14 protein-coding genes are annotated in these 13,830 nt (G+C 60.5%); 1 reads left to right on the top strand and 13 read right to left on the bottom strand.

Going from position 1 to position 13,830, the window contains the following annotated elements; genetic code table 11:
• Nucleotides 1-57 precede the first annotated feature (57 nt).
• The gene (locus KIN_RS19385) at nt 58-528 is read left to right on the top strand and encodes a YbaK/EbsC family protein (RefSeq protein WP_159810228.1); all 471 of its coding nucleotides are present in this window, start codon (nt 58-60) and stop codon (nt 526-528) included.
• On the opposite strand, the gene lpxB is transcribed toward KIN_RS19385, so the two are convergent.
• The 13 genes from lpxB to KIN_RS19325 all read right to left on the bottom strand — a co-directional run bounded on the left by lpxB (nt 511) and on the right by KIN_RS19325 (nt 13,776).
• On the bottom strand, nt 511-1,677 hold the full coding sequence (lpxB, locus tag KIN_RS19380) for a lipid-A-disaccharide synthase (protein WP_159810226.1): 1,167 nt from the start codon (nt 1,675-1,677) through the stop codon (nt 511-513). The genes KIN_RS19385 and lpxB overlap by 18 nt on opposite strands.
• Nucleotides 1,674-2,594 (bottom strand): LpxI family protein, encoded by a 921-nt coding sequence (locus tag KIN_RS19375; protein WP_159810224.1) that lies wholly within the window; start codon nt 2,592-2,594, stop codon nt 1,674-1,676. Before KIN_RS19375 ends, lpxB begins: the two co-directional genes overlap by 4 nt.
• A 3-nt stretch (nt 2,595-2,597) precedes the next feature.
• Nucleotides 2,598-3,383 carry an acyl-ACP--UDP-N-acetylglucosamine O-acyltransferase gene (gene lpxA / locus KIN_RS19370; protein ID WP_159810222.1) on the bottom strand — a complete coding sequence of 262 codons (786 nt, stop codon included), beginning with the start codon at nt 3,381-3,383 and terminating at the stop codon, nt 2,598-2,600.
• Nucleotides 3,380-3,838 (bottom strand): 3-hydroxyacyl-ACP dehydratase FabZ, encoded by a 459-nt coding sequence (gene fabZ / locus KIN_RS19365; protein ID WP_159810220.1) that lies wholly within the window; start codon nt 3,836-3,838, stop codon nt 3,380-3,382. The genes lpxA and fabZ overlap by 4 nt, the downstream gene beginning before the upstream one ends.
• Before the next feature lie 64 nt (nt 3,839-3,902).
• Entirely contained in the window at nt 3,903-4,538 is a 636-nt protein-coding gene (locus KIN_RS19360) for an OmpH/Skp family outer membrane protein (protein ID WP_159810218.1), read from the bottom strand.
• A 3-nt stretch (nt 4,539-4,541) separates the two neighbouring features.
• The gene (gene bamA, locus KIN_RS19355) at nt 4,542-6,806 is read right to left on the bottom strand and encodes an outer membrane protein assembly factor BamA (protein WP_243144988.1); all 2,265 of its coding nucleotides are present in this window, start codon (nt 6,804-6,806) and stop codon (nt 4,542-4,544) included.
• 218 nt (nt 6,807-7,024) lie between these two features.
• Nucleotides 7,025-7,150: a hypothetical protein gene (locus KIN_RS22590; RefSeq protein WP_279285291.1), complete on the bottom strand. Its 126-nt coding sequence runs from the start codon at nt 7,148-7,150 to the stop codon at nt 7,025-7,027.
• Nucleotides 7,151-7,217: 67 nt separating this feature from the next.
• Nucleotides 7,218-8,552, bottom strand: coding sequence for an RIP metalloprotease RseP (gene rseP / locus KIN_RS19350; RefSeq protein ID WP_159810214.1), 1,335 nt, complete (start codon nt 8,550-8,552; stop codon nt 7,218-7,220).
• Nucleotides 8,553-8,570: 18 nt separating this feature from the next.
• Nucleotides 8,571-9,761 (bottom strand): 1-deoxy-D-xylulose-5-phosphate reductoisomerase, encoded by a 1,191-nt coding sequence (dxr, locus tag KIN_RS19345; protein WP_243144982.1) that lies wholly within the window; start codon nt 9,759-9,761, stop codon nt 8,571-8,573.
• A 5-nt stretch (nt 9,762-9,766) separates the two neighbouring features.
• Nucleotides 9,767-10,573 (bottom strand): phosphatidate cytidylyltransferase, encoded by an 807-nt coding sequence (locus KIN_RS19340; RefSeq protein WP_306439015.1) that lies wholly within the window; start codon nt 10,571-10,573, stop codon nt 9,767-9,769.
• Nucleotides 10,574-10,611: 38 nt separating this feature from the next.
• Nucleotides 10,612-11,361, bottom strand: a complete 750-nt coding sequence (gene uppS, locus KIN_RS19335) for a polyprenyl diphosphate synthase (RefSeq protein WP_159810210.1) — start codon at nt 11,359-11,361, stop codon at nt 10,612-10,614.
• 50 nt (nt 11,362-11,411) lie between these two features.
• A complete protein-coding gene (gene frr, locus KIN_RS19330; RefSeq protein ID WP_159810208.1) occupies nt 11,412-11,975 on the bottom strand; it encodes a ribosome recycling factor in 564 nt (187 codons plus the stop codon).
• A gap of 118 nt (nt 11,976-12,093) precedes the next feature.
• The gene (locus tag KIN_RS19325) at nt 12,094-13,776 is read right to left on the bottom strand and encodes a B12-binding domain-containing radical SAM protein (RefSeq protein ID WP_159810206.1); all 1,683 of its coding nucleotides are present in this window, start codon (nt 13,774-13,776) and stop codon (nt 12,094-12,096) included.
• Between the last annotated feature and the right edge of the window lie 54 nt (nt 13,777-13,830).

Raw genomic sequence — 13,830 nt, 5'->3', positions numbered from 1 at the left:
CAGCGGACCGGGTCAATCGCACTTGCCGCCCCCCTGCAGTCGCGTTAGCCAGACCCCATGAGCAAGAGTTTGAAACGTGTGAAAGCCGCCCTCGCCGATGCCGGGATCGACGCCAATGTGGTTGAGACCGACGCCTCGACCCGCACGGCCCAGCAGGCCGCAGATTTTGCCGGATGCACCGTCGATCAGATCGCAAAATCCATCATTTTTCGGGGCGAAACCTCGGAGCAGGCGATCCTTTTCGTCACTGCAGGCGGCAATAAGGTAGACGCCGGCAAAGCGTCCTCTCTTGCAGGGGAGGCACTGGGCAAAGCGGACGCGGCGCTGATCCGAGCGCAAACGGGATTTGCAATCGGGGGCGTGTCCCCGGTCGGACATCTGTCCCCAATCCGGGCCTTTATCGATCCCCGCCTGCTGGAATTCGAGACCGTCTGGGCCGCCGCAGGCACGCCCAATCATATCGTTGAGTTGACGCCCGATCAGTTGGTACAAATGACAGATGGGGTCGTTTCAGACTTCACCGGCTGAGATCACATCCAGAACCGATCGCGCCGCGCGCAGCCCCGGCGCGTCGCCGCCCCGCCCCAAGCGTTCCATCGTCACAGCACAAGCCTGCAACTGAGCGGCCCGCGCCGCCTCGTCCTGCAAAAGATCCGCAATTGTCCCGCCAATCAGGTCGGGCCTGCACCGATCGCCCAAAAATTCAGGAATTGTGCGCGTCTCCGAGACCAGATTGACCAGCGTGACCGTATCAATCAGCAGCATCCGCTTGATCATCCTGCGCGACAGCCAATTCATGTCATAGGCGATAACCATGGGCGTGCCGCTGGCTGCCAGTTCAAGCGACACAGTGCCGGACGCAGCCAAGGCGACATCCGCCGCTTTGAAAGCCGCGCGCTTTGCCACCTTGGCCTCTGCCGCATTCGGGTCCAAAACCAATACGTCCCCCGGCCAGCGCGCCGTCTGTTCGCGGACGATGTCGAAGACCGGCCCTGCGGCGGGGACAACCACGCGCGCGTCGGGATGCCGTCCGAGTACGATCTGCCACGCCGCACCGAACCGCTCCGACAGACGCCCGACCTCGCCCACGCGGGAGCCGGGTAAAATCATCACCAGAGGTGCCTCCCCGATGCTGTGGGTCGCACGAAACGCTGTGGCATCAGTCGCGTCAGCCACCGGCTCTGCCACAATAGGATGGCCCACGAAATCACACGTCATCCCGGCGGCCTGCATGTAGGGCGGCTCAAACGGGAAGAGCGCCAGAACATGGTCGATGACGCCCGCCATTTTGGCCGCACGCTTCGGACGCCATGCCCAGACTGTTGGCGCAACATAATGGACCGTCGGGATATCTGAGGCCGCCTTGACCTTGCGCGCCACTCGCAGGCAGAAATCGGGACTGTCGATTGTGATCAGCGCGTCCGGTATCTGCTTCAGGATGTCAGCTACCGCCTGATTGCGCCGCCGGAACAAATGCCGCAGGCGCGGTAGAACCTCCGCCAGCCCCATCACGCTGAGCTCGTCCATGGGAAACAGGCTGGTCAGACCCTCGGCCTGCATCAAAGGCCCCCCGATGCCGATAAACGTGACATCCGGGCGGAGCTGCTTCAGACCCGCCATCAACGCTGCGCCAAGACTGTCGCCGGATGGCTCCCCCGCAATGAGGTAAAGCTTCAACTGCGCACCCAGAACAGTAGATTCTGGCGATCCGCAATCTCGACGCAGGTCGCCTGATCCAAGATCAGAACCTCCCTCGCCTTCACGACGACCCCGCGCAGGCCGACCTCAGCGGCCCGCAAGAAAGTCTGTGGTCCGATGGTTGGAACATCGACACGCATGTCCTGATCGGGCTTCGCCCCTTTGATCAGAAGGCCACCCTCAGGCAATTCCGGATCGCGCTCCAGTCTGGACGGTTGATCTTGTACCGGCCCCGTCAACCAGTCCGCGGCGTATCCCAAGGGGTCGTCCCAACTGCTGGGTGGGGCCTGTGTCAGCGCGCCCTCAGGCGTCCGCAACAAGGAGCGCATCATCCAATCGGTGCCGCCGATAGTCTCCACCGCCAATGCCTGACCGTTTGCCACAATGCACGCCTGACCCAAATCAACCGCACCCATCGCCGCGATGATCTCGGCGCCGCGTTCCGCGTCACGCTCATCCGCTTCGCTGGGGGCCTTGGTGCCCTGAACGCTTTCGCCCGGCATCAGAGCGGGCAAAATGTCCTGAGCGGCGACGATCACGATGCCGACTTCCTCAAAGAACTTCAAAACCACACGCAGGGCCGTGTCATCGCCCGCCTGCAGCGCCACCATCATGCGTGGCACCAGCGGCATCGTCTCGGCATCAATCTGCGACGGGTCCAGCTTTGGTCGTCCGATCCGGCCTGCGAAACACACGCGGTCCACGCCAGACGATCTCAGATCCTTGAGAAAACTGCCCAGCTTTTCGATCCGGAACCGTAGGATCGGACGTCCATCGCGTGCCTCAGCAGGATGGCCCGCCAGTTCGCACAGCAAAAAGGACGTGCTTGAGGCATCAAGTGCGGCCATCAAGGCGGTGGGCAGGCGGCCTTCCCCGGCGATCAGCGCAAGTGTCATCCTCTATCTCGGCGTCAGGAAATGACGGTCACTGTCCGACAGAATGAAATCGGTCACTTCGCGCACAAGATCGCTGTCGGTCTCGTCGGCCAGCCGACGGGCCCGATCCTGAAACGCGCCGTCGCCCTGCTTTAACATCTGATAGGCCGCACGCAGCGCTGTGATATCCGCGCGCGACACCCCAGCCCGCTTGAGCCCCACATAGTTCAGCCCGTCCAGATCACCACGCGGCGCCTGCACCAGACCATAGGGAATGACATCGTTCGTCACCATTGTCACAGCACCAATGATGGCCCCGCGCCCCACGCGCACGAACTGATGAATGCCCGAAAGCCCACCGATGATAACCCGGTCCGCAATGATGCAGTGCCCGGCAATCGCCGCCTGATTGGCCACCACAACTTGATTGCCCACGAACGCGTCGTGGGCCACGTGCGCGCCCGTCATGAAGAGGCAATCATCTCCCACACGGGTCAGACCGCCCCCGCCATCGGTGCCGGTGTTCATGGTGACACCCTCACGAATCCGGTTGCGCGCGCCGATCTCCAGACGCGTTTCTTCACCGGCAAATTTCAGATCCTGCGGGATCTCGCCCAGCGTCGCGAACGGGAATACGACGGTGTCTTCACCGATGCTGGTCTTGCCTGTGATAACAACGTGGGATTTTAGCTTGACGCCGCTGCCGATCGAGACCTCAGGTCCGACCACGCAGAATGGACCGATCGTCGCCGTCTCAGCAACCTCTGCGCCCTCTTCGACCAGCGCTGTGGGATGAACCTGTCCACTCATTCCGTGGGTGCGTCGATCATCGCGGAGATATCTGCCTCTGCCGCAACCTGACCATCCACTGTGGCCACGCCGCGCAGCTTCCACACCTTGGAGCCCACCTTGCCGCGCGTTGCCTCCAGCGACAGCTTCAGCACATCACCGGGCACCACTTTGCGGCGGAATTTGCAGTTATCGATCGACATGAAATACACCAGAGCGTTCTTGTCCAAAAGGTCAAGGGTCAGCGCAACCATAACACTGGCCGTCTGCGCCATCGCTTCAACAATCATGACACCGGGCATGATGGGTGTCGCAGGAAAATGACCCTGAAAGTGCGGCTCGTTATACGTCACGTTCTTGATGCCGACGGCGGATTTGCCAAGCTCGATATCCACGACTTTGTCGATCAGCAAAAACGGGTAGCGGTGGGGAATGATACGTTTGATCAGATCGATGTCTGCAGTGGTCTGGGTCATATGGTCCTCGACGTCAGGTTTTGCTGTGCCTACCAGTGCGCTCAGAACGGCACAAGCATACGGCTCAATCGCTCTCGCTTTCGGTGTCCGGCATTGGCAGTGGCGCAGGCGCACCGGCCTCGGCGGGCTCTGTCTCCGGTTGCGGGCGCGGGCGCGGGCTTTGGCGGGGATCAAGCGGGCGCGGCGCGGCGCCGATGCGCTGGTTGACACGCGCAATCGCGGCCTCGGTGATATCGATCTGGCGGACGGAAAAAATAACCGCCTGATCGTTCAGGATCGCCACAGCGCCGGTTTCCTCGACCAGCTCGAACAGTACTGGAAAGGCCAGTTCAAAGAACCGCTGCTTTTCGGTCTCAAGCGTGCCGAGAATGGTCGTGCCTTTCTCATCCTGCGCCGCCCGTATCGCCGTCACGCGCTCGTCAAAATCCGCGGCCAGCTTCTGAAACGCCGCTGGCTCAAGGGTCGGGCGCTCATCCCGCAGCCGCTCTTCCTCAGTGATTAAATCTTCCTGAATGCGTGCATTCTCGGCGCGCAATTCTTGGCGGGCTTTTTGTAGGTCCGCCAGGGCCCGCTGGCCGAATGCCGAGGATTCAAACAAGCGTTCCTGGTCGAGGGTCAGAACCGGACTCTGCGTCGCTTCTTGTGCGACCCCAAGCGCTGGGGCCAGCAAGAGGATCAGAAGAAGGGCCGCGCGCCACATCGCCTAGAATTGGGTCGAGATCGTCAGATCAAAACTTCGCTCGCGGTCGAAATCCTCGCTGATCAAAGCGCGGGAAAAGTTGAACCGAAGCGGACCAAGGGCCGTGTCCCACAAGACCGAGAAACCAATGGTGGACCGCAGCTTGAACTCGTCATCCACGATCCCGTCCGGTTGATCCTCGCCCACGGTGCCGTTGACATCGTCCAGCCCCCAGACCGAGCCCACATCAAGGAACACACCGCCCGTGATGCCGTATTCCTCGGGCAGACCGACCGGGAACAACGCCTCGAACCGGGCCACAGCAAAATAGTTGCCGCCCAATGCATCGTTGTCCTCGCTGTCAAGATCGCGCGGGCCCACGCCATCGCCGTCAAAGCCCCGCATCCGGCGGGACCCGAGGAAGAAGCGGTCGGTGATCCGGCTATTGTCCGACAGGCTCTCCTGCGCGCCAAACTCAAACGCCGCGCGCAGCGTGACCTCTTCGCGGGCCACCCGGCGCTCGCCCAAGACCAAACCGGTCGTCCGGATGTATTCCTGACCGCCGCCGACGCCCGCGAATTCCTGCCCAAAGCGGAACAGCACGCCCGCATTCGGGTTCAGACCCGTTGCCCGCGTGTCGTAAATATACGTGTAACCCAAAGCGGACGTGATGCGGGACCCGACATCCCGGCGAATGATAGGTGATAGGTCATCATCTGCATCCGACAATGTGTCTTCCGCAATTCGGTAGGACAGCCGCAGCCGACCATTTTCACTGACGGGAAATTCCAGAGAGGGAGAGAACGAGATCTCTTCGGTGTCGAAATCCGCGAATTGCGCATCGGTCGTCTCGAAACGCGCCGCAAGGCCAAGGGCCAGATCGCGGCCCAAAAACGCAGGTTCGACGAACCTCAGATTCGTGTCCTGATTGTCCGATCCCGTATCGATGGAGAATGACAAAAGCTGGCCGCGACCCAGAAAGTTACGTTCTGAAAAGTTGATGCTGAAGGAGGCACCTGCCTCTGCACCGTAGCTGACCCCAAATCCGAGCGAGCCGGTTGGTGCCTCTTCTACATCCACATCCACGATTACCTGATCTGGCGCGCTGCCTTCGCGGGTGTTGACGTCCGATGTGCTGAAAAAGTTCAGCGCACGAATACGTTCGCCCGCATCGCGGATCGCACGCGGGTTAAACGGATCCCCCTCCACAGTTCTGAATTGGCGACGGATCACCCGGTCCAGCGTGGTCGCGTTGCCCTCGATGTCGATCCGCTCCACGAAGACGCGCGGGCCACGTATAACGGCAAATTCGAGATCAAGGGTCAGATCCGCGTCGTTGCGGGTAATGCGCGGTTCGACACGGATGAAATTCAGCCGCTTTTCAACTGCCAGACGTTCCATCCGCGTGATCATCGTCTCAATCACCTCGGGTGAGTAAACCATGCCGGGACGGATCCGGTTGACCTCCTGAAACTCATCAGGATCGACCTCGGTCAGGTCGCTGGTCGTCGTGATCTCGCCAAAGCGGAACTGCTGGCCTTCCTGAATATTGAAGGTGATGAAAAATGCGTCCCGTTCGCGCGTCAGTTCAGGCGTGGCACTCAGAACTTCAAAATCGACATAGCCCCGCGACAGATAAAAATCGCGCAACAGCTGGCGATCAAAGGCGATCCTGTCCGCGATGAATGTATCGCTGCGAATGATCGCCCGGAAGAGGCCCGCCTGTTTCGAGGCGATGACACGCCGCAACCGGCGATCAGAATAAGCCCGGTTGCCGACGAAGCTGACCCGATCAACCTCAACCACGGCGCCTTCAGCGACCTCAAAAACCAGATCGACACGGTTGTTGGAACGGGGGATGATCCGCGGCTGTACTGTTGCTGTGATCCGCCCTGACTGGGCATAGGCGTCTGTGATTTGTGCGGCGTCCGCTTCCGCCCGCGAAGGGCTGTAAACCTGACGGGATTGAGATTGTACGACGGTCAGCAACGCCTCGTCGTTGAGCCGCTCGTTGCCCTCGATATTAACCCGGTTGATCGTTGGGAATTCCTCAACGTTTACAATCAGCCGATTGCCCGCTGGGACAAGTTCAACCGTCTCGAAAAGACCGGATCGCTGGAGGCGCTGGAAAGCGTCGTTGAGTTGCGCAGCGGTCGTACCCTGCCCGGGCGACAGTTCAAGGAAACTGAGGATCGTTGCATCCTCGATCCGCTCGTTGCCGTTTATTTCAACCGTTGTGATTTGATAGGTCTGCGCCTGCGCGGGACCGCTTGGAGCAGCGATCAGCATTGTGGCAAAACTTAGATTCAGAATGACCAGAAATGTTCGGGAGAAGTCGCCGAACATCGGCGTCGCGCGGGCGATCTTCATATGTGCTGGTCTCGCTATGACACTTAATTCGGTGTCTTGGTAGACCGTCTGTCAGGCATTGTCAAAATGAACAAAAGCCTAAAGCGAGGGTCGCGAAAATCCTCGCAGAGACGGTGTTTAACGGGCCAGTCGTGGCCTCAGAGGCCTGCGAAATAGCGGCCGACGACCAGCGATGTTGCAATGGCTGCGGGCCACAAAATACGGTCCGAGTTCAACATGGCAACCAGCTTGAGACCAGCAACGCCCTCTTGAATAATCCGCATGTTTCAACCCTTTCTCTAAGTCTGTTGACATAGGTTAACGGTCAAGTTGGGCGGAAATGAGACGAATTCAGGTGCAAAAAAGGTCGTTCGTCAGGGCAAAAACCATCAAGGACAGCAACAGCGCCAGCCCCGCGGTCATCAGATAATTCAGCGCACGGTCGCTGGGTGGGCGGCCCCGGACGGCCTCGTAGGCGTGAAACACCAGATGGCCGCCATCGAGAACGGGTATGGGGAAGAGGTTCAGAAGGCCCACGGCTGTGGACAGTACTGCCACGAACCACACGAACTCCCGCGCGCCCTGCGACGCCATATCGCCCGACGTTTGCGCGATGCCGATCGGCCCCTGCATGTTGCACGACGAGATTGCGCCCGTGATCATGTGCCAAAGACCCGACAGGCTGTTCATCGCGATGGCCCATGTCTGAACAACGCCGCCCCAAAGGGCAGAGAACGGGCCAAGGGTTTCGCGCGTAGGCTCAAAGAAGAGACCGCCGGAAAACCCGATAAGATAGCGTTGCTCGAACCCGCCATCCGTGGGCAGATCCCGTTGGCGCGGGGTCAGCGTGACGTCGTAAATGTCACCATCGCGCCAGATGCTTAACTGCATTGTCGCACCGGCACCTTCCCGCACGATGTCCTGCACCTGGGTCATTGCGTAAACAGGTTGCCCGTCGATCGAAACGATCACGTCGCCGACACGCATACCGCTGTCAATCGCAGCGGACCGGGGCTGCACAACATCAACAATGGGTGGGAACGGATAGACGCCTTCGAAACTTTCCCGCACCCCGTCCCGCTCGACCGTGTAGTCCACCGTCTCTGCCGGGGTCATGGCGCGCGCAACCTGATAAAATGTGGTCAGATCGGGCGTCTCGACGCCGTTGATCGACAGGATACGGTCACCCGGTTGAAAGGCGGACACGTCGACCGGGTGTGGTTTGACCTCGCCGATCACGGGCTCTTCCGTGGCCGTGCCCGAGAAAAAGAAGATCGCGCCAAATACCAGAATGGACAGGATGAAATTGAAGATCGGACCCGCTGCCACCGCCGCCGCGCGGCGCCACAGATCTGCGCCATGCATCGTACGCTTGCGCTCCGCATCGCTGAGTTCGCGGATCGCTTCGCCATCCTTGCCACTGGCAGCATCGGAATCGCCGAGGAACTTCACGTAGCCACCGAAAGGCAGCAGCGCCAGTTGCCATTTCGTACCGCGCGTGTCGACGCGGCTGTAGATTACCGGCCCGAAGCCCAGCGAGAACACTTCCGCATGGATGCCACACCACCGGCCCACGATATAGTGACCGTATTCATGGATCGCCACGATGATGCTGAGCGCCACGACAAACGCCACGACGGTGCCCAGAAAACCACCGAATGTTGGCATCAGCGCCAGAATATCCATGCATTAAACCCTTACTGCCTAGCTTGCCCCGGACTGCCTGAGGCGATCGCCGTCTACAATCGTCTGCGCGATCTTTCTAGCGACATGGTCCATATCTAGCACCCTATCAAGGGTGAGTTTGTCACATTTAAGGCTATTGTCGCCCGCCAGCCGCTCCAAAACAGTCTCAACCAGTCGCGCCATATCCAAAAATCCGATCTTGCCGCCGATAAACGCATCAAGGGCCGCTTCCTTCGCGGCGTTGAACGCGGCGCCGGACAGCCCGCCTGTCTCCATCACGTAGCGTGCCAGGGTTAAGGCCGGGTATCTTTCGGGATCTGCGGTGCGGAAATTCAGGGACCCAATCGCCGCCAGATCAAGCCGGTCCACGGGCACATGTCCCCTCTCGGGCCAGTGCAGCGCGTAGCCTATGGCGTGGCGCATGTCGTGGGGTCCAAGATGGGCCATCAACGCACCGTCGCGAAACCCCACGAGCGCGTGGATCAGGCTTTCGGGATGAATCACCGTCTCGATCTGATCCGAAGTGAACCCGAAGAACTCCTTCGTCTCGATTAATTCCATCGCCTTGTTAAAGAGGCTCGCGCTGTCGATGGTGATCCGCTGCCCCATATCCCAATTGGGGTGAGAGCAGGCCTCCGCCAAGGTTGCCTCACTCAGGCGCTCCAACGGCCAGTCCCGAAAAGCGCCACCGGAGGCGGTGATGATCACCCGCTCGACCGCTGCGCTGTCCTCGCCCACCAGCGCCTGAAAGACGGCAGAATGCTCACTGTCCACCGGCAGGATCGTGGCGCCGTGGCGCTTGGCCTCCGCCAAAAGATAGGGACCGGCGGTCACGAGAGATTCCTTGTTTGCCAGCGCCAGAATGCCCCCGTGGCGCAAAGTGCGAAGGCCGGGCACCAGACCGGCCGCCCCCACAATGGCCGACATCGCCCAGTCTGTGGGCCTGTCCGCCGCATCGGCGATGGCCGCCTGCCCTGCGGCCACCTCAATGCCCGACCCCTCAAGATGCGCGGCAAGATCTGCGTAACACTCCTCAAAGGCTGTCACGGCAAGATCCGCGTTCAACACCTTCGCCTGCTCGGCCAACCGCGCGACGTTGCGTCCGCCAGTCAGCGCGACGACGTTATAGGCCTCGGGCGCACGCGCGATCAGATCGACGGTGTTCTCGCCAATGGACCCCGTCGCCCCGAAAACCGAAACCCGTCGCACAGCGCTCATCCGACAGGCGGCGGGAACGCCACAAGCTGTTCGATCAGCAACAGAAAGATGGACGCACCCAGCATCCCGTCAAAGCGATCAAAGACGCCCCCGTGGCCCGGGATAAGGTTGGAGCTGTCTTTCACACCCATCTTCCGCTTCATCGCACTTTCGCCGATATCGCCGATCTGGGAGGCCATGGAGATCGCGATGGAAATCCCAATTACCTCAGGCCCCACACCAGGAATACGCAGGAAGTACGCGCCAACACAGCCCGCCGCGATCCAGCCCGCAATGGTGCCGGACCACGTCTTTTTGGGACTGACGCGCGGCCAGAACTTAGGCCCGCCCAGAAAGCGCCCAGCAAAGTAGCCGAACACATCCGTGGCAATCACGATCAACGCCAGCCACAGCATCCAGATGAAGCCGAAATCCTCGCGCTGAACGACAAGTCCATAGGCCGCAATCACGATCAGCGAGGTGAAGATAAGATAGAGCGTCCGGTTGCGTTCCAGCAGACCGATCCCCGCAATCGCGGGCAACAAGATAAACGGCAGTCCGACGCCCACAGGCAGCAGTCGCGCGGCCAACAGCGCAGTCCCCGCACCAGCGGCCAGCATCAGCGCGCGCCGGGGTCCGCCGCCCAGCATCCGCACAAGCTCCCAAACCAAGGCACCACAGAGCAGCGCCAGAAGCCCCAGAAACCACAGGCCGCCGACCCACATGGTGATCAGTCCGACCACAGCCATCGCCGCGCCTGACGACATACGCACCGCGAGATCCCCCCATTTTTCCGTCCGGGGGACGTGGCCGTCACCCGCCAAGGGGGCGTGTCCTGTGCAGTTGGATTGCGTGCATCACGCTACTCCGTCGAGACCGCACCAAAGCGGCGGTCGCGTTGACCATAGCGCCGCACGACGGCTTCGAACACATCCGGCGTGAAATCAGGCCAGTGGGTGTCGATAAATTCGTATTCCGCATAAGCAGATTGCCACAGCAGGAAGTTGGAAATCCGGGCTTCGCCACTGGTGCGGATCACCAGATCGGGATCGGGCAGCACGCAGGTGTCCAGAAAGCGCGACAGCACTTCACTGTTCACATCGGCCGGGTCCAGACGGCCCGCGGCCACTTCGACGGCCATCCTTTGGGACGCGCGCGTGACCTCATCGCGAGAACCGTAGTTGATGGCAATCGTCAGATGCGTCTCATCGTTGCCCTCTGTCAGACGCTCCAGATAGTCCATCAGCGCCTGCAGCTTGTCATCCAGCCGGTCACGGTCGCCGATAAAACGCACACAGGTACCCATCTTATGCAGGTAATTCGCCTCGCGCTGGATATAGCGCCGGAAGAGCGCCATCAGCCCTGAGACCTCCGCCTGCGTCCGCTTCCAGTTCTCGGTCGAGAAGGCAAAGATCGTCAGGTACTTCACCCCCAGATCAGGACAACATTTCACCACTTGCCGCACGCGTTTGGCGCCCGCCTGATGTCCGAACAGCCGGGGCTTTCCGCGATGGGTCGCCCAGCGCCCATTGCCATCCATGATGATCGCAACGTGTTTCGGACCGCCTTCCAGCCCGCCGGATTTCGGCGTTGGGAGTGTCGCTATGCTCATGTGATCTGCCTCATGGTGCCATTTGTGTGGGGGTCCGAACGGATGCGCCGTCAGACCTGCATGATTTCCGCTTGTTTGGTCTCAAGCGCCTGATCGACGGCCTTGATCTGCGCGTCGGTCATTTCTTGTACTTCATCCTCCCACAGCTTCTGGTCGTCTTCCGACATCCCATCCGCCTTGGCCTTCTTGATCTGATCCATCCCGTCGCGCCGCACGTTGCGGATCGCGATGCGGGCACTTTCGGCGTATTGCGCCGCGACCTTGGTCAGCTCGCGGCGACGCTCTTCGTTCAGTTCGGGGATCGGCAACATAATGATCGTGCCATTGAGTTGCGGGTTGATCCCCAGTCCGCTTTCGCGGATCGCTTTTTCGACCTTGCCCACAAGACCCTTGTCCCAGACATTGACGGTCACCATCCGCGGCTCGGGCACATTCACGGTGCCCACTTGGTTAATCGGCGTGGGTGAGCCATAGGCATCCACCATCACCGGCTCCAGCATAGAGGCCGAGGCGCGCCCGGTCCGCAGAGAGCCAAATTCGCTGCGCAGTGAGGCCATGGCCCCATCCATCCGGCGCTGCAAGTCGTCGGTATCAATCATGAAATCGTCGGCCATTACGTATGCTCTTATCTTTTTGTCCCTGCCCAAGGGCTATATCGGCGTTTCCGGATGCATACCAGTATCATCTATCGCGCGCATCGGCCGTTTTGTGCAGATGGCGTGCAGGCGCCTGTCAGCGCACGCCGATCCCTTGGGTCTCCCAACTGGGCTCCGCATGGGTCCAACTGCGTTCGAACCCGCCGCCCAGCCACGCATCGTGACGCGCCCGTCTGCGGATCTGGCGGGATGGCTCTGACCAGAAGGCTTCAAGCTGCCGGGTCAGGTGGTGCTGCTCTGCCAGTTCGCGCTGAGTCAGATCCCCTAAAAAGCCGCCATAGGTCACGATCTCGTCCAGCGGCGTGCGATCGATGTAATCCAACGCCTGCCCAAGCGTCACGAACGCCGATTGGTTCGCCCGTGCGGTGATGTATTGCAGCCAGCGCGTTTCCTCTTCGGTCATCCAACGGGTCTGGGGCGACTGCAGCCTGCTTTCGAAGATCATCCCCCGCAACAAATGCGCAAGGCCCTGATTTGTGAAATTGCGCGTGTGAAACGTCTCGAGCAGCCAAGCGTAGTACCGATCAAGCTTGGGATCGAGGAAACGGTAATCCGGCTCAAACCCCGTTCCCGTCAGGCGCCCCTCGGCCTTCAGCTTACGCTCCACCGGCGTGCCGGAATAGGGCAGCATCCGGCAGAACCCGGCCACAGCCCAGCCGTCCCCCACGAAGTCATCCAGAAACGCGATGTTGGAGCGGATCATGCGAATATCGGACCACGGATCCATCAGCATGAAACCGAAATCAAAGGACAGCCCCGCAGCGCGCAGCATGTTCCCCGCCTCGATATGTTTTTGCGGCGACATCATCTTCTTCATGTTCTTCAGCCCCTGAACGTCGCCGCTCTCCACGCCCATATAGACATGGGTCAGACCGCCATTCAGCATCCGGGCAATGATATCGGGCCGCAACTCATCGGACCGGCACGACATCTTCCACGCGACCTTCCCGCCAATGTCACTGTCGACAATCAGATCCGACAGCGTACCGGCCCATTTGCGCGCCCGCGCTCCGGTCGCCAGAAAATCATCGTCCTGAAATAAAAACAGCGCCACACCGCGCGCATGGTACAAATGGCGCATCTCTTCCATAACGTCCTCGGGGCTGCGCAGCCGCCGCAAGCTGCCCTCCTGCGCCTCATAGAACGGACGGATCGAGCAGAAGTCACAATTCCAGGGACACCCGCGCGATCCCAGGATCGCCGCCGTTGGCTGATCCGCGGCCTCATAGCTGATATCGGCGCGCTCGGGCCATGGCACCGTATCAAGATCCATGATCTGCTTGCGCAAGGGGTTGGCCTTGAGGCTGCCGTCCTCCAGCCGCGCCACCAGCCCGGGAAGATCGCGCCAGTCCTGCCCCTGCCCCAACCGGTCGAGCAAATCCATCAGCGTGGCCTCGCCCTCGAACCGGATCACGCTGTCCGCACCCTCAACCACAGAAAGTACGGTCTCATAATCAAAGCTCGGGAAGTGACCGCCCACCGCGATATGAGACGTGACGCCCGCCTTGCGCAAAGCGTCTATGACCTCAGCGAACTGGCCAGTCATGTATTGAAAAATCAGGGAGAAGCCGATGAAATCCGGCCGCTCTTTCAGCGCACGGGCGACCAACGCGTCGGCATCGGTTGAAAAGGTTTCGATCCCGACCCGGTGACCGCCCGCCTTGGCTGCCCCCATGAGGTATCGGAGCCCCAGATTGTCCTGATCCTGAAATCCCACAAAAAGCGTCGTCAACGACTTCGGGTGCGGCGCATCAAACATAAGCCCGCCTTTCTAAAACTGAAACTGATAAAACAAACGGCCCGCAGGGTCGGA

This window comes from Litoreibacter roseus, assembly GCF_009811795.1.
Taxonomy (GTDB): domain Bacteria; phylum Pseudomonadota; class Alphaproteobacteria; order Rhodobacterales; family Rhodobacteraceae; genus Litoreibacter; species Litoreibacter roseus.
This window is presented reverse-complemented; position numbering and strand designations above follow the sequence as displayed.